The following is a 17144-nucleotide window of genomic DNA, read 5'->3' as shown; positions in this document are numbered from 1 at the left end:
ACCACGCCACCTGTTCCACTCTGCGACCACGCCACCATGCCCTCCGCTTCCTCCGTTAGGCCCGTTTCCGAACAATCCGCGGCCGCGCCCACAGGGATTGCCTGCGACATCTTCTGCGCGGTGATCGACAATTTCGGCGACATCGGCGTGTGCTGGCGTCTCGCGCGCCAGTTGGCAAGCGAGCGCGGCTGGCAGGTGCGTGTGTTCGTCGACGATCTGCATGCGTTCCAGAAACTGTGCCCGTCGCTGGCGCTGGATCGCGCGCGCCAGGCAGTCGGTAGCATCATCGTCGAGCACTGGCACGAGCCGGCCCACGCGGGCGATACGCTCGAAGTGGCTGACGTCGTGATCGAAGCATTCGCCTGCGAGTTGCCGCCGATCTACGTCGCTGCAATGGCGCGGCGCGAGCGCGCGCCGGTCTGGTTCAACCTCGAATATCTGAGCGCCGAGGACTGGGTCGCGGATTTCCATCTGCGGCCGTCGCCGCATCCGCGCTACCCGCTGACCAAGACCTTCTTTTTCCCGGGACTCGGTCCCGGCACCGGCGGCGTACTGAAGGAACGGCCTCTCGACGCCGCACGCGCGGCCTTCGAGGCCTCGCAACCGGAGCGCGCAGCGTGGTGGCTAAAGACCACCGGCCATGCGCCGCCACCGGCCACGGCCACGGTCGTCTCGCTGTTCGCCTACGAAAACCCCGCCGTCGACAGCCTGCTCGAACAATGGCGCGATAGCGTTGCACCGGTCGTACTGCTGGTGCCGGAAGGCCGTATTTCGGGCGCGGTCGCGCGCTTTTTCGGGCTGCCTGCGTTCGCTGCCGGCTCATATGCCGAGCGCGGCGGCCTCAGCGTTCACGCGCTTGCTTTCACCGAGCAGCCGGGTTACGACACGCTGCTGTGGGCCAGCGACGTCAATTTCGTGCGCGGCGAAGATTCGTTCGTGCGCGCCCAATGGGCCGCCAAACCCTTTGTCTGGCACATCTACCCCCAGGCCGACGACGCCCATCTGCCGAAGCTCGATGCCGCGCTCGCCCACTACGCCCGCACCCTGCCCGCCGACGCGCGGGACGCCCTCGCACGCTTCTGGCACGCATGGAACGGCGCGGGCCGGCCGGACTGGGCGGAATTCCAGCGCCACCGCGCGGCGCTGAAGCAGCGCGCGGCCGAATGGGCCGGCGAACTGGCCCAGGTAGGCGACCTCGCCGGAAATCTGGCCTTGTTCGCAAAAAGTCAGTTAAAATAAGCGGTTATCCAACGGCCGACGACGCAAGCGCGGCCCGACCGTGGCGAGGTTTGGCAAACTCGTTTGACCAATTCATCTGGCAGACTCGTCTTGCAAATTCGTCTGGCAAATTCGCCCGGATAACGGGGCCAGACTCAGAGGGCAGACTCAGGGGCTAGACCCACGGGCCAGACCAATTCGCAAGGCAAACCCGGCAGGCCAATCCGCTTGCGCCGTATGCCGTTGAGCAAAAGTTGAAGCTACTAATTTCGTACAGGACAGTTTTATGAAGACCGCACAGGAACTCCGCACCGGCAACGTCGTAATGATCGGCAGCGACGCGATGGTCGTGCAGAAGGCCGAATACAACAAGTCGGGCCGTAACTCCGCCGTCGTGAAGATGAAGTTCAAGAATCTGCTGACCGGCGCAGGCATGGAAAGCGTGTACAAGGCAGACGACAAGTTCGACGTCGTCGTGCTGGAGCGCAAGGAAGTCACGTACTCGTACTTCGCTGACCCGATGTACGTGTTCATGGACGCCGACTACAACCAGTTCGAAGTCGAAGGCGAAATGATGGGCGACGCCCTCCATTACCTCGAAGACGGCATGGCTTGCGAAGTCGTGTTCTACAACGAGAAAGCCATTTCGGTCGAACTGCCGACTACGCTGGTCCGTGAAATCATCTACACGGAACCGGCAGTCAAGGGCGATACGTCGTCGGGCAAGGTGCTGAAAAACGCCAAGCTGACCACCGGTTTTGAACTGCAAGTGCCGCTCTTCTGCAACATCGGCGACAAGATCGAAATCGACACGCGTACGCACGAGTACCGCAGCCGCGCCTAAGCGCCTGCAGCCCGCGCTGGAGCAAGTCCGGCGCGGCGAAAAATAATTGGCAAAAAAAGCGCCCGCTTTGGGCGCTTTTTCTTTTTTGCGCCGCCGTGTATGGTTGTGGAAATCTTTACCGGCCCTTTCTCAAAAATGCCTGTCCGTTGCTCTTCTCTTCCTGCCTTGCGTCAAACAAACCATTGATAAGCTTAAGTAATTGGCCGTGGCACAGTCCATGCTTCTCTCCGATACAGGCTGGTTAGGCTTGATTTCCTCAACTCCGGAGATGCGACATGAATCACGACATCGCTGAAGGCAAGTGGAAGCAAATGGTCGGTAAGGCCAAAACAGCATGGGGTGAATTGACGGACGACGAACTGACCAAGGCAGAAGGCCGCGTCGACAAACTGACCGGGCTGATCCAGCAACGCTACGCCAAGACCCGCCAGCAGGCGGAGCTTGAGGTACGGCATTCGACCGGCAGTACCGGCCAGCCATCGCGCCCGTGTCGCGCGCCAGAGTACCGGCGCGGCGTATCGGGTATTCCGTCCATCTAAAAAATAGCGCTCGCCATGCCACACGCCCTGATTGTTGAAGACGATCCCAATAGCCTGTCAGGCCTGTCCGCCATCCTCGCCGCCGACGGCTTCTCCGTCGACACCGCGACCACCATCGCCGAGGCCCGGGCGGCACTGACGCGCTTCATCCCCGATGTCGTGCTGGTCGACCTGAATCTGCCGGACGGCAGCGGGCTCGACGTGTTGCAGCACCTGCCCGCGCATCCACCCGGCGGCGCCCTGCCCGTGATCGTGATGACCGGCAACGCGACTGTCGAGAGCGCGATCGAGGGTCTGCGGCACGGCATCTGGGACTATCTGCTCAAACCGGTCAATATCCCGCGTCTGCGCAGCCTGCTAGCCAGGATTCCGCGTCCGTACGAGCTGACCGAAGAAGTTCAGACGTTGCGCGCATCGTTGCGCCGGCTCGGTCGTTTCGGCTCGTTACTCGGCCGCAGCGGTGCAATCCAGCATGTCTACGACACGATCGAACATATCGCGCCGACCGAAGCCGCCGTGCTGATTTCCGGTGAAGCCGGCACGGGCAAGCAGATTGCCGCACGCACGCTGCACGACATGAGCCGGCGCCGCAAAGGACCGTTCATCACATTCGACTGCCGGACGGCGGGCAGCGTCGCGGCGCACCGCTCGCTCGAGAGCCTGCTGTTCGGCCACGAGCGCGGTGCGTTCAGCGGTGCCGAGCAGCGCGAGCCGGGCCTGTTCGAGCAGGCCAGTGGCGGCACGCTGTTCATCGACGAAATCGCCGAACTGCCGCGCGCCCAGCAGGAAGCGCTGCTGCGCGCACTCGATTCGCAGACCTTCATGCGTGTCGGTGGCACGAATCAGGTGACGACCGACTTCCGGCTGATCGCCTCGACGCGCAAAAACCCGCGCGCGGCGGTCGCAGACGGCAGCCTGCACGAAGATCTCGCGCTGCGTCTCGAAGCGGCCGCGATATCACTGCCGCCGTTGCGCGAGCGCGGTGACGATCCAACGCTGATCGCGCAAGCTGTCGTCGACGAGTTAAATCACGAAGCGATCGCGCGCGGCACCTCGGAAACGGCCAAGCAGGTCGGACCGAACTTCCTGCGCGAGTGCCTCTCGTACGAGTGGCCAGGTAATGTGCGTGAGTTGCAGGATCGCGTGCGCCGCGCGTATCACGCATCGGGCGACGTCCTGGAAACGTTGCGCGCCGATGAAGCGGGTTCGGTAAACGGGCGCGATCTGAACGGTAGCCGCGTGCAGGTCACCGTCGGCACCCCCCTCGCGGACGTCGAGGAAATGCTGATTCGCGCAACGCTCGACGCGGTCGGCGGCACGCGCCATCGCGCCGCATCGCTGCTGGGGATCAGTCCGAAGACGCTATACAACAAGCTGCAGCGGATGCGCTTGAACTGACTCTCACGCAAATGCACTGCGCAATAAAGTTTGCGCTTGCAGATACTGTGGCTCGGCGACCAGCTTGCTCCACTTGAGCGCCTTGCCGCGCGGCCGCATGCGCTTGAGCCGCTGCTGCGACTCCTTCGACGGTGTGAAGTGCAGCGCGTCCAGCACCTTCTCCGCTTCGTCCGGCTGATTGCAGATCAGCACCATGTCGCAGCCGGCCTGCAGCGCGGCGGCCGCGCCTTCCGTCAGCGTGCCGCCCTGGCGCGCGGCTTCCATCGAAAGATCGTCGCTGAAGACCGCGCCTTCAAAACGCAATTTTTTGCGCAGGATGTCCTGCAGCCAGACACGCGAAAAACCCGCCGGCTTCGAGTCGACCTGCGGATAAACCACATGGGCGGGCAGCACGGCCCCGAGCGACACATCGAGCCAGTCGTACGGCGCCGCGTCCTCGCGCAGGATCTCATCGAGCGAACGTTCGTCGACCGGCATCGCGACGTGCGAGTCCGCGTGCGCGAAGCCGTGTCCTGGAAAATGTTTGCCGCAATTGCTCATGCCGGCCAACGCAAGGCCGTGACTGAGGCTCTTCGCCAGCAAGGTCACGACGCGCGGATCGCGATGGAACGAGCGATCGCCGATCACCTGCGACTGACCGTAGTTCAGATCGAGTACCGGCGTAAAACTCATATCGATGCCGCACGCGCGCAACTCAGACGCGAGGATGTAGCCGACCGCAGTCGTCACCTTCGTGGCGTGCAGCACGTCGCTGTCCCACAGCGTGCCGAGCTTGCCCATCGCCGGCAGCACCGTGAAGCCGTCGGTGCGAAAGCGCTGCACGCGGCCGCCTTCGTGGTCGACGGCAATCAGCAGATCGTCGCGAATCGCGCGGATCGAATCGGTCAGCGCGATCAATTGTGCGCGGCTCTCGTAATGCCGGGTGAACAGGATCACGCCGCCGGTCATCGGATGGGCAAGGCGGCGTTTGTCGTCGTGGTTCAGCGTTGTGCCGACCACGTCGAGCATTACCGGTCCGGGAGTGAGTTTCATCGAATTCCGCTAGAAAAAGCTTGAAGCAAAGAGAGACACGGCCGACGTGCGCCGCGTTCAGAATATTTTTATTCGTCGCTGGCGGGTGCGTGCGGAGAGTCCGGCCCTCGCGCCACCTCCCCTGTTTCGGCAATCACGAACGACACGGCGTAATCGCGTTCGTCGCTGACCGTCACACGTGCTGTAATGCCGCGCGCGTCGAGCCATTCGGCCAGCTCACCTGATGCAACCACCATCGGCTCGCCGCTCGGCTTGTTGAGCGTTTGCAGCGCGCGCCAGGTCATCGGCCAGCGCATGCCGAGGCCGATCGCTTTCGAGAATGCTTCTTTGGCCGAGAACCGTGTGGCGAGAAATGCGATCCCACGCGCCGCCGAACGCGCGTGGCGCGCGTGATAAACGCGCAGCTCGTCCGGGCCGAGCACCTTCTCGGCGAAGCGGCCGTTGGTGCGTGTCATCACCGCGGCCACGCGGCTGACCTGAACGATATCCGTGCCGATGCCGTAGATCGTCATGTTCGGCGCCGCGGCGTTAAGCGCTTGCGCCGAGACGGGCGGCGACCATGATCGCCTTCATCTCGCGCACGGCGTTTTCCCAGCCGGCGAAGATCGCGTGTGCGACGATCGCGTGGCCGATATTGAGCTCGACGATGCCTTCGATCGCGGCGATCTGCTGAACGTTGGTGTAGTGCAGGCCGTGACCCGCATTGACCTTGATGCCGAACGTCGCGCCGAATTCGACGGCACGCACCACGCGCTCATATTCGCGCTGCTGTTCGGCGGGATCGTGTGCCTCGGCATAGCGGCCCGTGTGCAGCTCGATCACCGGTGCGCCGGCTTCGTGCGCGGCGCGGATTTGCGTTTCGTCCGGATCGATGAAGAGCGACACGCGCGAGTTCGCTTCGGCAAGTTGCTTGCATGCGGCGCGCACGGCTTCGAACTGGCCGGCGACGTCGAGGCCGCCTTCAGTCGTCAGTTCCTGACGCTTTTCCGGCACGAGGCAGACATCGTGCGGCTGCACTTCACAGGCGATGTCGAGCATCTCCTGCGTGACCGCGCATTCCAGATTCATGCGCGTTTTCAGGAGCGGCCGCAGCTTGCGCACGTCGGCGTCGACGATATGGCGGCGGTCTTCACGCAGATGCAGCGTGATCACATCGGCGCCCGCCTCTTCGGCCATCAACGCGGCGCGGATCGGATCGGGGTAAGACGTGCCGCGCGCGTTGCGCAGCGTGGCGACGTGATCGATGTTCACGCCCAGGTCAATCACATTCGGCGACGTAAGAAAGAAGCTCATAAGTTCTGCAAGTCGATCAGTATCTGGCGCGTCGCGAGCGGCGTGCCGCCAAGGTAGGTGTTGAGCAGAAAGCGCATCAGCGTTTTGCTTTGCGCCACCGTCTGCGCTCGATGGTAATCGTCCTTTTCCATATCGAGCAAGGTCTGTCCGGCGATCACCGGCCATTGCGCGGGTAGATCGTCGGACGCTTCGCGCACGCCGCGCTCCGGGTCGAACACGTAGCGGCCTTCGGCCTGCACCGCTTTGCGCGCAACGGTGCGATCGAGCGCCATCGCATAGCCGGTTTCGCGCAGCAGCACGCGTTCGAACGAACGCAGCACCTGCACGGGCGGCTCGTCATGCGCGAGGCGCGTCATCGTGACGACGTAGTGATGGAACAGTTGCGGATGCGGGTCTTCGCGTGCGCAGAACTTGACCAGCAGTTCGTTGACATAGAAACCGCAGAGCAGCGCGTCGCCCGCCAAAGGCAGCATGCCGCCAACCCACTCTGCGCCGGTTAGCGTGCGCACTTCGGACTTGCCGGTCCACGACAAGGCGAGCGGCTGGAACGTCTGCAGCACGCCGCGCAAAGCGGAGTGCGGACGCTTCGCGCCCTTTGCGACGAGCGCAAGGCGGCCGTGATCGCGCGACAGCACGTCGATGATCAGGCTGGTCTCACGATACGGATAACTGTGCAGGACAAAAGCGGGTTGCTCAGCGATCCGGTAATCGGACGCGGAGGTGCGAGGCGCGCGGCGCGCCGGCGCTTTGCGCGGCTCGCCTTCGGCGCCTTGAGCACCGCTTTGAGCACCCTGAGCGCCTTTGGCACTCGATGAGGATTTTTTGGTACTGCGAGCCGGTTTGGACGGCTCGCGTGCCGGCGCGGCCGGCGCCGAGTCGTCCGGGTCAGCGTCGGAATTCAGTGTCATCCACGCGTCATTCGTACCCATACGCACGGAGTCCGGCTTCGTTATCGGCCCAGCCGCTCTTCACCTTGATGAAGGTTTCCAGATACACAGGGCCGTCGAACAGTTTCTCCATGTCAAGGCGCGCTTCGGTGCTGATCTGCTTCAGCTTGGCGCCCTTCTGGCCGATGATCATCGCTTTTTGCGTATCGCGCTCCACGAGGATGGTCGCGAAAATGCGGCGCAGACGCCCTTCGGTTTCGAACTTGTCGATCAGCACGGTGCTCGTGTACGGCAGTTCGTCGCCGGTCCAGCGGAACACTTTTTCGCGCAGGATTTCGGCGGCAAGAAAGCGCTCGCTACGATCGGTCAGATCGTCTTCACCGTAGATCGGTGCGCCTTCCGGCAGGAACGGCTTGATCGTCGCCAGCAAACGCTTGATGTCGTCCGGATTTTTCGCCGACAGCGGCACGATCTCGTTGAACTGACGCAGCGCACTCACCTGCTGCATGAACGGATACAGCGAGTCCTTATCCGACACGCGATCGAGTTTGTTCGCGATCAGCAGCGTGGGTACCGACGGCGGAATCAGGTCGAGCACCTTCTGGTCATCCGGGCCGAAGCGGCCGGCTTCGATCACGAACAGAATCGCGTCCACCGAACTCAGCGTGGATGTGACCGCGCGGTTGAGCGAACGGTTCAGCGCGCCGCTGTGTTTGGTCTGGAAACCCGGCGTATCGACGAAGATGTACTGTGCGTCTTCAAACGTATGAATGCCGGTGATGCGGTGGCGCGTGGTCTGCGCCTTGCGCGACGTGATACTGACTTTCTGGCCGACCAGCGCATTCATCAGCGTGGACTTGCCGACGTTCGGGCGGCCGACGATCGCGACCATGCCGCAGCGAAAACCAGTGGGAGTGGGAGCGTTCATATTCGGGCTACGGCAGGTTCAGATCGACGCGCGAGGAATGGCGCGCCGATGGCAATCAATGGCCCGCATCGGCGACGCGGGTTTGCACCGCGTCGGCTACGCCGGGTTCGTGTTCGATAGGTGCCGGCACGCCAGGCGCGGGCACGGCTGCGCCGGGTGTGGCTTCACGGCTGCGATGTTTGTCGGCGCTGCGGACGGCGGCTTCTGGCTTGGCTTCGGCGGGCTTTGCTTCAGCGGGCTTTGCTTCAGCAGCCTTCGCGTCTACGGGCTTCGCTTCTACCGGTTTTGGGTCCGCGGGCTTCGCGGCTTCCGATTTGATCTCAGCAGATTTGGCGTCCAGCTTGTCGGCCGGCTTATCCGTCGCTACTTTGTCAGCAGACCTGTCGGACCTCTCAGCGCGCTCTGACTTGTCCTGTCCGCTGTACTCCACGTGCGCGGCGCGAATCACAGCCAGCGGCGCGGACGTCGCCGTCAGGGTCGGCCGTTCGGCTGCGGACTCCGCTGCCGGCACGGCACGTGTGTCACCCCGCCCGGCCCCGCGCTCACTCTTACGATCCGGACTGCGCAAGTCGAGCGCGGCCTGTACACCGGTCACGCCGGGCACGATCTCCTGCTCGGCATTCTTCGCCGCACGGGCGCCCTTTGAACGCTTTGGCTTGGCGACCACGGCGGGCGCGGCGGCCATGACTTCGTCGAGCGCCTTCTTGGCCGCGGCCTGCTCTGCCGCACGGCGGCTTGCGCCGGAGCCGGACACCTTGACGTCCAGCTTCGGCACCGTGCATTCGACTTCAAACTGTTGATTGTGCGCCGCACCATGCGTCGCGACGACCGTGTAAGTAGGCAACGCGATCTTGTGGCCCTGCAGATACTCCTGCAGCAGCGTCTTGGCGTCCTTGCCGAGCGTGCGCGGGTCGATGTGATCGAGAATCGGCACGTAAAGGCGCTTGATGACCGTCTGGGCGGCATCGAACCCGCCGTCGAGGAACACCGCGCCCAGCACGGCTTCGAGCGTGTCAGCCAGGATCGACGGACGGCGGAAGCCACCGCTGCGCAGTTCGCCCTCACCGAGACGCAGGCCTTCCGAGATATTGAGGGCCTGAGCGATTTCGTAAAGCGACTGCTGTTTGACCAGATTGGCACGGACGCGCGACAGGTCGCCTTCGTCCAATTTGCCGAAACGTTGGAACAAAAGCGCAGCCACCGCGCAATTTAGAACGGAATCGCCGAGAAACTCGAGCCGTTCGTTGTGCGTGGAGCTATGACTGCGGTGCGTTAAAGCCTGGCGCAACAATTCCGCATTGCGAAATTCGTAGCGCAGACGGCTTTCCAACGGAGATAGGGGCATGGGCAGAGTATAACGCGGGCGCCTGCCCCGGCGAAAACGCGGGACGGCCAGCGGAAAAAGCGTGGTGAAGCGACGTTACCGCGGATTCTTAAAGTAGCGTGATAACACGCCGCGACTGATGTGACCTACGTGTGGGCCACCCGCGCGGCGTGTTGTGCGATCAAGGCATGCGTGCTCAGTGGAATGAGCCGATGCGTTTCAGATCGCTGAAGTTCATCCAGATGAAAAACGCGCGGCCGACGATATTCTTATCCGGCGCGAAACCCCAATAACGGCTGTCCGCGCTGTTATCGCGGTTGTCGCCCATCATGAAGTAATTGCCAGGCGGCACTTTGCAGATCACGCCGCGTGCGTTGTACGTGCAGTTATCGCGATACGGATAATCTTCCGCGCCGACGATGAACGGAGGCACGGCCGGATTGTTCAGAATCGCGTTCTTGCGGCCACCGAGATTTTCTTCGAATTGCTTCGCGTAGCCGAGGCGCTCTTCGTCAAGGTAGTCAGGCAGCGGCGTTTCCGGCACGGGCTTGCCGTTGATCGTCAGTTGCTTGTCCTGATAAGCAACGGTGTCGCCCGGCAGACCGATCACGCGCTTGATGTAGTCGACCGATTCGTCTTTCGGGTAGCGGAACACCACCACGTCGCCGCGTTCGAGCGGACGGCCTTCGGTGACCTTCGTGTTGGTGATTGGCAGACGGATACCGTAGTCGAATTTGTTGACGAGGATGAAGTCGCCCACCAGCAACGTCGGCACCATCGAACCCGACGGAATCTTGAACGGCTCGACCACGAACGAGCGCACCACGAACACCACCAGAATCACCGGGAAAAAGCTCGCCGAATACTCGAGCCACCACGGTTGACGCAGCTTGTCGTCACGCAGACGGGCACGCGTTTGCGCCGCGTTTTCGTCGGCGAAACGCTCGCCGACGCGCGCCTGCTGGCGGTCGAACTCAGCGACCACGGCCTCCGCCGCGCGCCGCCGTTGCGGCATGAAAACCAGTTTGTCTGCGACCCATGCGACGCCCGTCAAAATGACGAGCACAAAAAGAATCAGCGCAAAATTCATAGGGTTCCGTTGTTCGTCTTATTTGTCTTCGACACGCAGAATTGCGAGGAAAGCCTCTTGCGGAATCTCGACGGACCCGACCTGCTTCATTCGCTTCTTGCCTGCCTTTTGTTTCTCGAGCAGTTTCTTCTTACGGGAAATGTCGCCGCCGTAGCATTTTGCCAGCACGTTCTTACGCAAGGCTTTAATGTTCTCGCGCGCAATAATGTTCGAACCGATGGTGGCCTGAATCGCCACGTCGTACATCTGACGCGGAATCAGTTCGCGCATTTTCGCCGCGACTTCACGGCCGCGATACTGGCTCTGCGAACGGTGCACGATCACAGACAAGGCATCCACCTTGTCGCCGTTGATCAGCATGTCGACCTTCACAACGTCTGCCGCGCGATATTCCTTGAACTCGTAATCCATCGATGCGTAGCCGCGCGAGATCGACTTCAGACGATCGAAGAAATCGAGCACGACTTCACCCATCGGGATTTCGTAGGTCAACTGCACCTGACGGCCGTGGTACTGCATGTTGATCTGGTTGCCGCGCTTTTGCGTGCACAGCGTGATCACCGCGCCGACATAGTCTTGCGGCATGTACAGGTTCACGGTGACGATCGGCTCGCGCACCTCTTCGATCTTCGAGGGCTCCGGCATCTTGGCCGGGTTTTCGACCATGAGGATCGTGCCGTCGCGCTGCAGAACTTCGTACACCACGGTCGGCGCCGTGGTGATCAGGTCCATGTCGAACTCGCGCTCCAGACGTTCCTGCACGATCTCCATGTGCAGCAGACCGAGGAAGCCGCAACGGAAACCGAAACCGAGTGCCTGCGACACTTCCGGCTCGTACATCAGCGAGGCGTCGTTCAGCTTCAGCTTTTCCAGCGAGTCGCGCAGCGCGTCGTACTGGTTCGCTTCGACCGGATAGAGACCGGCGAACACCTGCGGCTTCACTTCCTTGAAGCCCGGCAGCGGTTCGGCAGCAGGACGATTCACCAGCGTGACGGTGTCGCCCACTTTCGCGGCAGCCAGTTCCTTGATGCCGGCGATGATGAAGCCAACCTGCCCCGCGGACAGCGATTCGAGGTTCTTCGACTTCGGCGTGAACACGCCGATATGCTCGACCGGATACTGCGCGCCGGTCGCCATCATGCGGATCTTGTCTTTCGGACGCAGCGTGCCGTTGACGATACGCACCAGCATCACGACGCCAACGTAGTTGTCGAACCACGAGTCGATGATCAGCGCCTGCAGCGGTGCTTCCGGATCGCCCTTGGGCGGCGGCACTTTAGCGACCAGCGCTTCGAGCACATCTTCCACGCCGAGGCCGGTCTTCGCGCTGCAACGTGTCGCGTCGGTCGCGTCGATACCGATCACGTCTTCGATTTCTTCGATCGCGTTCTCGGGATTCGCGGCCGGCAGGTCAATCTTGTTGAGCACCGGAATGACGTCGACGCCAAGCTCGATCGCCGTGTAGCAATTGGCGACGGTTTGCGCTTCCACGCCCTGGCTTGCGTCGACGACCAGCAACGCGCCTTCACATGCGGACAGCGAGCGACTGACTTCGTACGAGAAGTCGACGTGGCCCGGCGTGTCGATCATGTTCAGGTTGTAGATCTGCCCGTCACGGGCCTTATACGTCAGTGCGGCGGTTTGTGCCTTGATGGTGATACCGCGCTCGCGCTCGAGATCCATCGAGTCGAGCACTTGGGATTCCATCTCGCGGTCGGACAAGCCACCGCAGATCTGGATGATGCGATCGGCGAGCGTCGACTTGCCATGGTCGATGTGCGCAATGATCGAAAAGTTACGAATATGATCCATTCAGTACCGATCAAGCGAAAAAGGCGCGCTCGGACAATAGCGGAGCACGCCTTGTAAGTAGGTGAAAAACCTATCTATTTTAGCCGAAAAGGCTATCGCCCGGCGCATCTTGCAAGGCTCGGGCGGAAAAGACGGCTCATGAGAGACGTGAAACGGGGTGTGAACAGCGCACGTTCGCGCCTGTTTCGAACCCTTAACTGGATCCCGAATGGGTCACTGCAACGCGTGCAGCAAGCGCGGCACGAACCCGCGCCACGTCAAGGTGATAGTGACACAGTTCGACGCCGTCACAGACCAGAACCGGAACCAGCTCGTTATAACGGGCTTCCAGCAAAGAATCCGTGTCGACGTCGATCACGACGACATGCGCAGCGAATTCGGCCAGCAACGGCTCCAGCGCGGCGCGCATGTCGTCGCATAAGTGGCACCACGCGCGCCCGTAGAGCGTGAGCGGCGCCGTTGACTTCATTTCTGCGCGCTGCGCGGGCGAATCGGCACGAACTGCGTGTTCTCGCCGCGACGGACCAGCAACGCAACCATCTTCTGCGAGTCGAGGTGCGCGGTCAGCTCGTCGAACTGCTTCGCGCTCGTGATATCCGTATCACCCACACGCAGGACGATGTCGCCCTTTTGCAATCCAACGCGCACGGCCGGTCCGTCTACCGCGTCGATCTGCACACCGTTGTGCAGCTTCAGCGCCTTCATCTGGTCGGCAGGGATATCGCTAACGGCAAGACCCAACACGTTCGTGGCGCGCTGCTTCGGCACCGGCGGCTTTTTATCATCCGCCTTGGTGGCCTTGTCCGGCTGCATCTCGGTAATCGTGACCGGCAGATCGCGCGTCTGACCCTTGCGCCAGATCGTGATGGTCGACTTGGTGCCCGGCTTCGTATCGCCAACCATACGCGGCAAGTCCGTTGCCGTGTCCACCGAATGGCCATTGAACTTCAGGATGATGTCACCCGGCTGCACGCCGGCTTTGTCTGCCGGGCCACCCGGTTCGACGCTGCTGACCAGCGCGCCCTGCGCCTTCGGCAGACCGAGCGAATCGGCAACATCTTTCGTCACTTCACCGATCGCCACCGCGATCCGGCCGCGCACGACCTTGCCCGATGCCTTCAACTGATCGGCCACGCGCATGGCCTCGTCGATCGGAATCGCGAACGAGATGCCCATGAAGCCGCCGGTACGGCTGTAAATCTGCGAATTGATACCGATCACTTCGCCCTGCATATTGATCAGCGGACCGCCCGAATTACCTGGATTGACGGCCACGTCGGTCTGGATGAACGGCAGATAATCGCCCGTATCGCGCCCCTTGGCGCTAACGATACCGGCCGTCACCGTGTTCTCGAGACCGAACGGCGAACCGATCGCGACCACCCACTCGCCCACCCGCACCTTGTTCGAGTCACCAATCGTGATGGTCGGCAAGTTGGCCGCACTGATCTTCACGACGGCAACATCGGTCCGATCGTCCACGCCAATGAGTTTGGCCTTGAACTCGCGTTTGTCGGTGAGGGTGACGTAAATGGTGTCCGCGTCGTCCACGACGTGTGCGTTGGTCATCACGTAGCCGTCCGCCGACAGAATGAAGCCTGAGCCGACGCCGCTGTTCTGTTCGGGATCGCTGTTATCCGGCGAGTCCTGGTTGCCGCCACTGCCGCTCCCACCGTTATCGCCACCGCGTGGCGAACCAGGCGATTGCGGCGACTGCGGCAACGGAATGCCGAAGAAGCGCCGGAAAAACTCCGACATGTCTCCGTCGTCCATGCCTGGCGGCAAGCCGCCGCGGGCACCGCTGCTCGACACGCGCGTGGTCGTGCGAATATTGACGACTGCCGGGCCGACCTTGTCGACGAGGTCAGTGAAGTCGGGCAGATTGGCTGCGGGAGCGGCCGATGCCGTGTGCGGCACGAGCGGCAAACACGCCGCTACCACCGCGGCCGCGAGGAATTTGCGCACCGAGAAAGTCGTCATATCGTAGCAAGCCGAGGGATTCGAGTGATTCGGAGGATTACTTCGGAGCTTTATATTCTATGGCAGACGCAAATTGCTGCAATGTGGTCTGGGGCACTTCACCAAGCAGAGTAATCCAGAAGTCGCCGCGCCGCTTGACCAGTACGTGCGTGGCGCCGCTACTGCCCGCGCCTTCCTTGCGGGTATTGTTCTCGACCGGCTCGACGAATACCGAAATGGCCGCAAGGCCATCGGAGAATACAGCCTGATCAACCGGAATGGTGGGCTGGCCCGCGTCACGCGCGGCCATGGGGCGGCGAAGCTCGCGAATCTTGCGGAAGCCCGGTACCGTCGGTGCGATCTGCCAGCCTTGCGCAGCCATATCGACCGGCTCGACCGGCGGACGCACTACCGTCCAACCTGTTGTATTACGAATGCCGTTGACGATAGCGGTCTTGTCGACCGGCACGCCGATGCGAATCTGCGAAAACGACAACTGCTCAAGCACCTGGCCATTCGGGTCAAGCGTCTGCGCACGCAGCAGCAGGCCAGTCTTCTTATCGGCCCACAGCTTGTAGGCAAAGCGATACGCGTCTTTCGGGTCGAGCTCGATCACCTGGCTGTCGATACCCGCGACGCGGTCGTCGCCGAGCAGCTTCGGCTCGTACACAGACAGCACCTGCTCGCCGCTTACAGCCAGCAGCGCAGGAAACGAATCTTTGTTCTGGCGCTTCTCGACCACGCACAGATGCCGCTCAGGCACGAACGTGTAGAGATCTTCGTTGTGGCGAAGCATTTTGCGCGGCTTGCCGTCGAGACTTTCGAGTTGCTCGAATTCGCCGTCAGTACGGGTCGCGTAGTGCGCGATCCGCGACGTCTGAACGAAATTACCGCGCTGATAGACGAACGCGCCCTCGTAGTTCTGCTGCTGGGCGGCCTGATGGATTCGATCGAGCAGCTCCGCGGCCGTGCGACGGGCGACGAGTGGATCGTCGGTTTGCGCAAAGACCTGCGGCGTGGCGGACAACAATACGGCTGCGCAGAACAGAAATACCGGCAGCCGCCCCCAGATAGTCGTTTTATTCAACCGCGGAGTCTGCATCAAACTATTGGCCTTGCGTAGAAACGGCGGCAGCGCGAATCAGCGGCATCGAGCCCGGTATGACCGGTTGTTGCGCGAATTGCTGGTGAGCTTCCAGGTACTGGTCGAGACTGGCGTCGCGAATGATGTTGGCGTCTTGCGCGACCGGCTGGAGCGTAGCGGCCGGCACCGATGCCATGGCCACCCGTTGCAGCGAATCGCCATGCGACTGGGTCGACGCGACTTGCGCCACACCCGGGCCGCCCGGCACGCCTTGCAGTTGCGGCACGACGATCCACGTCAGCGTGGCAGCGGCGGCGGCGACAGCAAAGGCCGGCACAACGCGGCGGCGCAGCGCCAACAAACGGCGCGCGACCGGCATTGCGGCAGGCGCGAGCACGTGCGGCTCATTGTCGAAACGCGCCGCAAAACCGTTCAGGAACGCGCTGCTCGCCGCCGGGCTGACCGCCAGATCGTCGGAACGCAGAGCGTCGCCGATCAGGTGATAGCACGACCAGGCGGCACGATCTTCGCCGTCCAGTTCGGAAACAAACGTGTTCAGATGCTCTTCGCCGAACAGCTCACCGTCGACAAAAGCGGACAGACGCTCGCCGCGCGAGCTGGCTTGCGATTGCATCGAGACCGACCCCATGATGCTCCCCATCTTACAAATACCCCGTAGTGACACCACTAATCCAGATATTGCACCCGCGCCCCGTCCGGCGGGCTGGTGTTTACCAGCGCTTGCCTTCAGGTGTGTCAAGCAACGGACGCAATTTTGCCGCAATGGCTTCGCGAGCGCGGAAAATTCGTGATCTGACTGTGCCAATTGGGCAACCCATCATCTCAGCGATTTCCTCGTAACTCAAACCTTCAATTTCACGAAGAGTAATGGCGGTACGCAACTCTTCCGGTAAAACCGCCATCGCAGCATTGACCGTCTCAGCGATCTGCTTGCTCATCAACATCGACTCAGGCGTGTTGATATCCCTTAGTTGGTCGGCGTCCGAGAAAGTTTCAGCTTCTTCAGCATCTGCTTCGGTCGAAGTCGGTGCGCGCCGCCCTTGGGTCGCAAGGTAGTTCTTTGCCGTATTGACCGCAATCCGGTACAACCACGTATAAAAGGCCGATTCGCCGCGAAATTGCGGCAACGCCCGGTACGCCTTGATAAAGGCGTCCTGAGCGACGTCTTCCACTTCGGCCGGGTCCCGCACGAGACGGGAGATCAGCCGGAGAATCTTGCGGTGGTATTTGGAGACCAGAAGCTCGAACGCGGCCTTGTCGCCCTTCTGGACGCGCTCGACCAGCACCTGATCAATTTCTTTTTCGCTCACCTGATAAATCCGTTAACTATAGGGCGCATGGCGGGGGACCATTGTAGCGTCCCCATCATCGCGGCACGTTACTCCGGTAACACGGTTACAGTCGTTACAGTCACGCACCGGCGCCACGCCGGCCCAGCACGGCCAGCTCCCGGAAAACGGACGCAGGAAGCGCGTCAGCAGCAAGAAGCAGCGTGCGGGAGCGTCCATGATCCGGCGCCAGCGCCAAAACGAGCAGGCGACCGCTCCATTGCGCACAGCCGGCAATGCGGCCTTGCGCCAGCAAATTGCCGGCCCGGTTCCAGGCGGACAATCCGTCCGGGCCGATTTTCAGCGCGACCGGCTGCGCATGCTCATGTTTTACCGCACAGAGCGTCAGCAGCGTCCACACGGCAAGCGTCAAGGGAACCGCCTGCC

Annotated in this window: 17 protein-coding genes and 1 pseudogene; 4 read left to right on the top strand and 14 right to left on the bottom strand. The window is 62.0% G+C overall.

Annotated features, from left to right (window positions below; genetic code table 11):
• Positions 1-36 precede the first annotated feature (36 nt).
• From earP to M0D67_RS18385, 4 genes and pseudogenes are all read left to right on the top strand, one after another.
• Positions 37-1239 carry an elongation factor P maturation arginine rhamnosyltransferase EarP gene (gene earP, locus M0D67_RS18400; RefSeq protein WP_266239343.1) on the top strand — a complete coding sequence of 401 codons (1203 nt, stop codon included), beginning with the start codon at positions 37-39 and terminating at the stop codon, positions 1237-1239.
• 265 nt (positions 1240-1504) lie between these two features.
• Positions 1505-2062, top strand: a complete 558-nt coding sequence (efp, locus tag M0D67_RS18395) for an elongation factor P (protein WP_054036233.1) — start codon at positions 1505-1507, stop codon at positions 2060-2062.
• A gap of 275 nt (positions 2063-2337) precedes the next feature.
• Positions 2338-2514, top strand: a pseudogene (locus M0D67_RS18390) (CsbD family protein); the annotation flags it as partial.
• A 102-nt stretch (positions 2515-2616) separates the two neighbouring features.
• A complete protein-coding gene (locus M0D67_RS18385; RefSeq protein WP_154560660.1) occupies positions 2617-3999 on the top strand; it encodes a sigma-54 dependent transcriptional regulator in 1383 nt (460 codons plus the stop codon).
• A 3-nt stretch (positions 4000-4002) separates the two neighbouring features.
• Here the strand turns inward: M0D67_RS18385 and nagZ are convergent, their stop codons facing one another.
• From nagZ to M0D67_RS18315, 14 genes are all read right to left on the bottom strand, one after another.
• Complete coding sequence (nagZ, locus tag M0D67_RS18380) at positions 4003-5031, bottom strand: beta-N-acetylhexosaminidase (RefSeq protein ID WP_154560659.1); 1029 nt, start codon at positions 5029-5031, stop codon at positions 4003-4005.
• Positions 5032-5099: 68 nt separating this feature from the next.
• A complete protein-coding gene (gene acpS / locus M0D67_RS18375; RefSeq protein ID WP_171925353.1) occupies positions 5100-5543 on the bottom strand; it encodes a holo-ACP synthase in 444 nt (147 codons plus the stop codon).
• Positions 5544-5559: 16 nt separating this feature from the next.
• Positions 5560-6324: a pyridoxine 5'-phosphate synthase gene (gene pdxJ, locus M0D67_RS18370; RefSeq protein ID WP_171925354.1), complete on the bottom strand. Its 765-nt coding sequence runs from the start codon at positions 6322-6324 to the stop codon at positions 5560-5562.
• Complete coding sequence (recO, locus tag M0D67_RS18365; protein WP_171925355.1) at positions 6321-7253, bottom strand: DNA repair protein RecO; 933 nt, start codon at positions 7251-7253, stop codon at positions 6321-6323. Before recO ends, pdxJ begins: the two co-directional genes overlap by 4 nt.
• Positions 7240-8139: a GTPase Era gene (gene era / locus M0D67_RS18360; protein ID WP_154560655.1), complete on the bottom strand. Its 900-nt coding sequence runs from the start codon at positions 8137-8139 to the stop codon at positions 7240-7242. Before era ends, recO begins: the two co-directional genes overlap by 14 nt.
• Positions 8140-8194: 55 nt before the next feature.
• Positions 8195-9484 (bottom strand): ribonuclease III, encoded by a 1290-nt coding sequence (gene rnc, locus M0D67_RS18355; protein WP_266239342.1) that lies wholly within the window; start codon positions 9482-9484, stop codon positions 8195-8197.
• Positions 9485-9659: 175 nt separating this feature from the next.
• Positions 9660-10553: a signal peptidase I gene (lepB, locus tag M0D67_RS18350; RefSeq protein WP_154560653.1), complete on the bottom strand. Its 894-nt coding sequence runs from the start codon at positions 10551-10553 to the stop codon at positions 9660-9662.
• 18 nt (positions 10554-10571) lie between these two features.
• Entirely contained in the window at positions 10572-12365 is a 1794-nt protein-coding gene (gene lepA, locus M0D67_RS18345) for a translation elongation factor 4 (RefSeq protein WP_154560652.1), read from the bottom strand.
• 193 nt (positions 12366-12558) lie between these two features.
• Entirely contained in the window at positions 12559-12834 is a 276-nt protein-coding gene (locus tag M0D67_RS18340) for a glutaredoxin family protein (RefSeq protein ID WP_154560651.1), read from the bottom strand.
• Positions 12831-14345: a DegQ family serine endoprotease gene (locus tag M0D67_RS18335; protein ID WP_154560650.1), complete on the bottom strand. Its 1515-nt coding sequence runs from the start codon at positions 14343-14345 to the stop codon at positions 12831-12833. The genes M0D67_RS18340 and M0D67_RS18335 overlap by 4 nt, the downstream gene beginning before the upstream one ends.
• A gap of 37 nt (positions 14346-14382) precedes the next feature.
• Positions 14383-15426, bottom strand: a complete 1044-nt coding sequence (locus tag M0D67_RS18330) for a MucB/RseB C-terminal domain-containing protein (RefSeq protein ID WP_154560649.1) — start codon at positions 15424-15426, stop codon at positions 14383-14385.
• A gap of 4 nt (positions 15427-15430) precedes the next feature.
• Positions 15431-16057 (bottom strand): sigma-E factor negative regulatory protein, encoded by a 627-nt coding sequence (locus M0D67_RS18325; RefSeq protein ID WP_154560648.1) that lies wholly within the window; start codon positions 16055-16057, stop codon positions 15431-15433.
• Positions 16058-16139: 82 nt separating this feature from the next.
• On the bottom strand, positions 16140-16739 hold the full coding sequence (rpoE, locus tag M0D67_RS18320; protein WP_006051939.1) for an RNA polymerase sigma factor RpoE: 600 nt from the start codon (positions 16737-16739) through the stop codon (positions 16140-16142).
• A 100-nt stretch (positions 16740-16839) separates the two neighbouring features.
• Positions 16840-17130: a hypothetical protein gene (locus tag M0D67_RS18315; RefSeq protein ID WP_266239341.1), complete on the bottom strand. Its 291-nt coding sequence runs from the start codon at positions 17128-17130 to the stop codon at positions 16840-16842.
• Positions 17131-17144: the final 14 nt, after the last annotated feature.

The organism is Paraburkholderia sp. SECH4, assembly GCF_030511745.1.
GTDB classification, from domain to species: Bacteria; Pseudomonadota; Gammaproteobacteria; order Burkholderiales; family Burkholderiaceae; genus Paraburkholderia; species Paraburkholderia madseniana.
The sequence above is the reverse complement of the archived record's forward strand: the minus strand, read 5'-3'. Positions and strand labels throughout refer to the sequence as shown.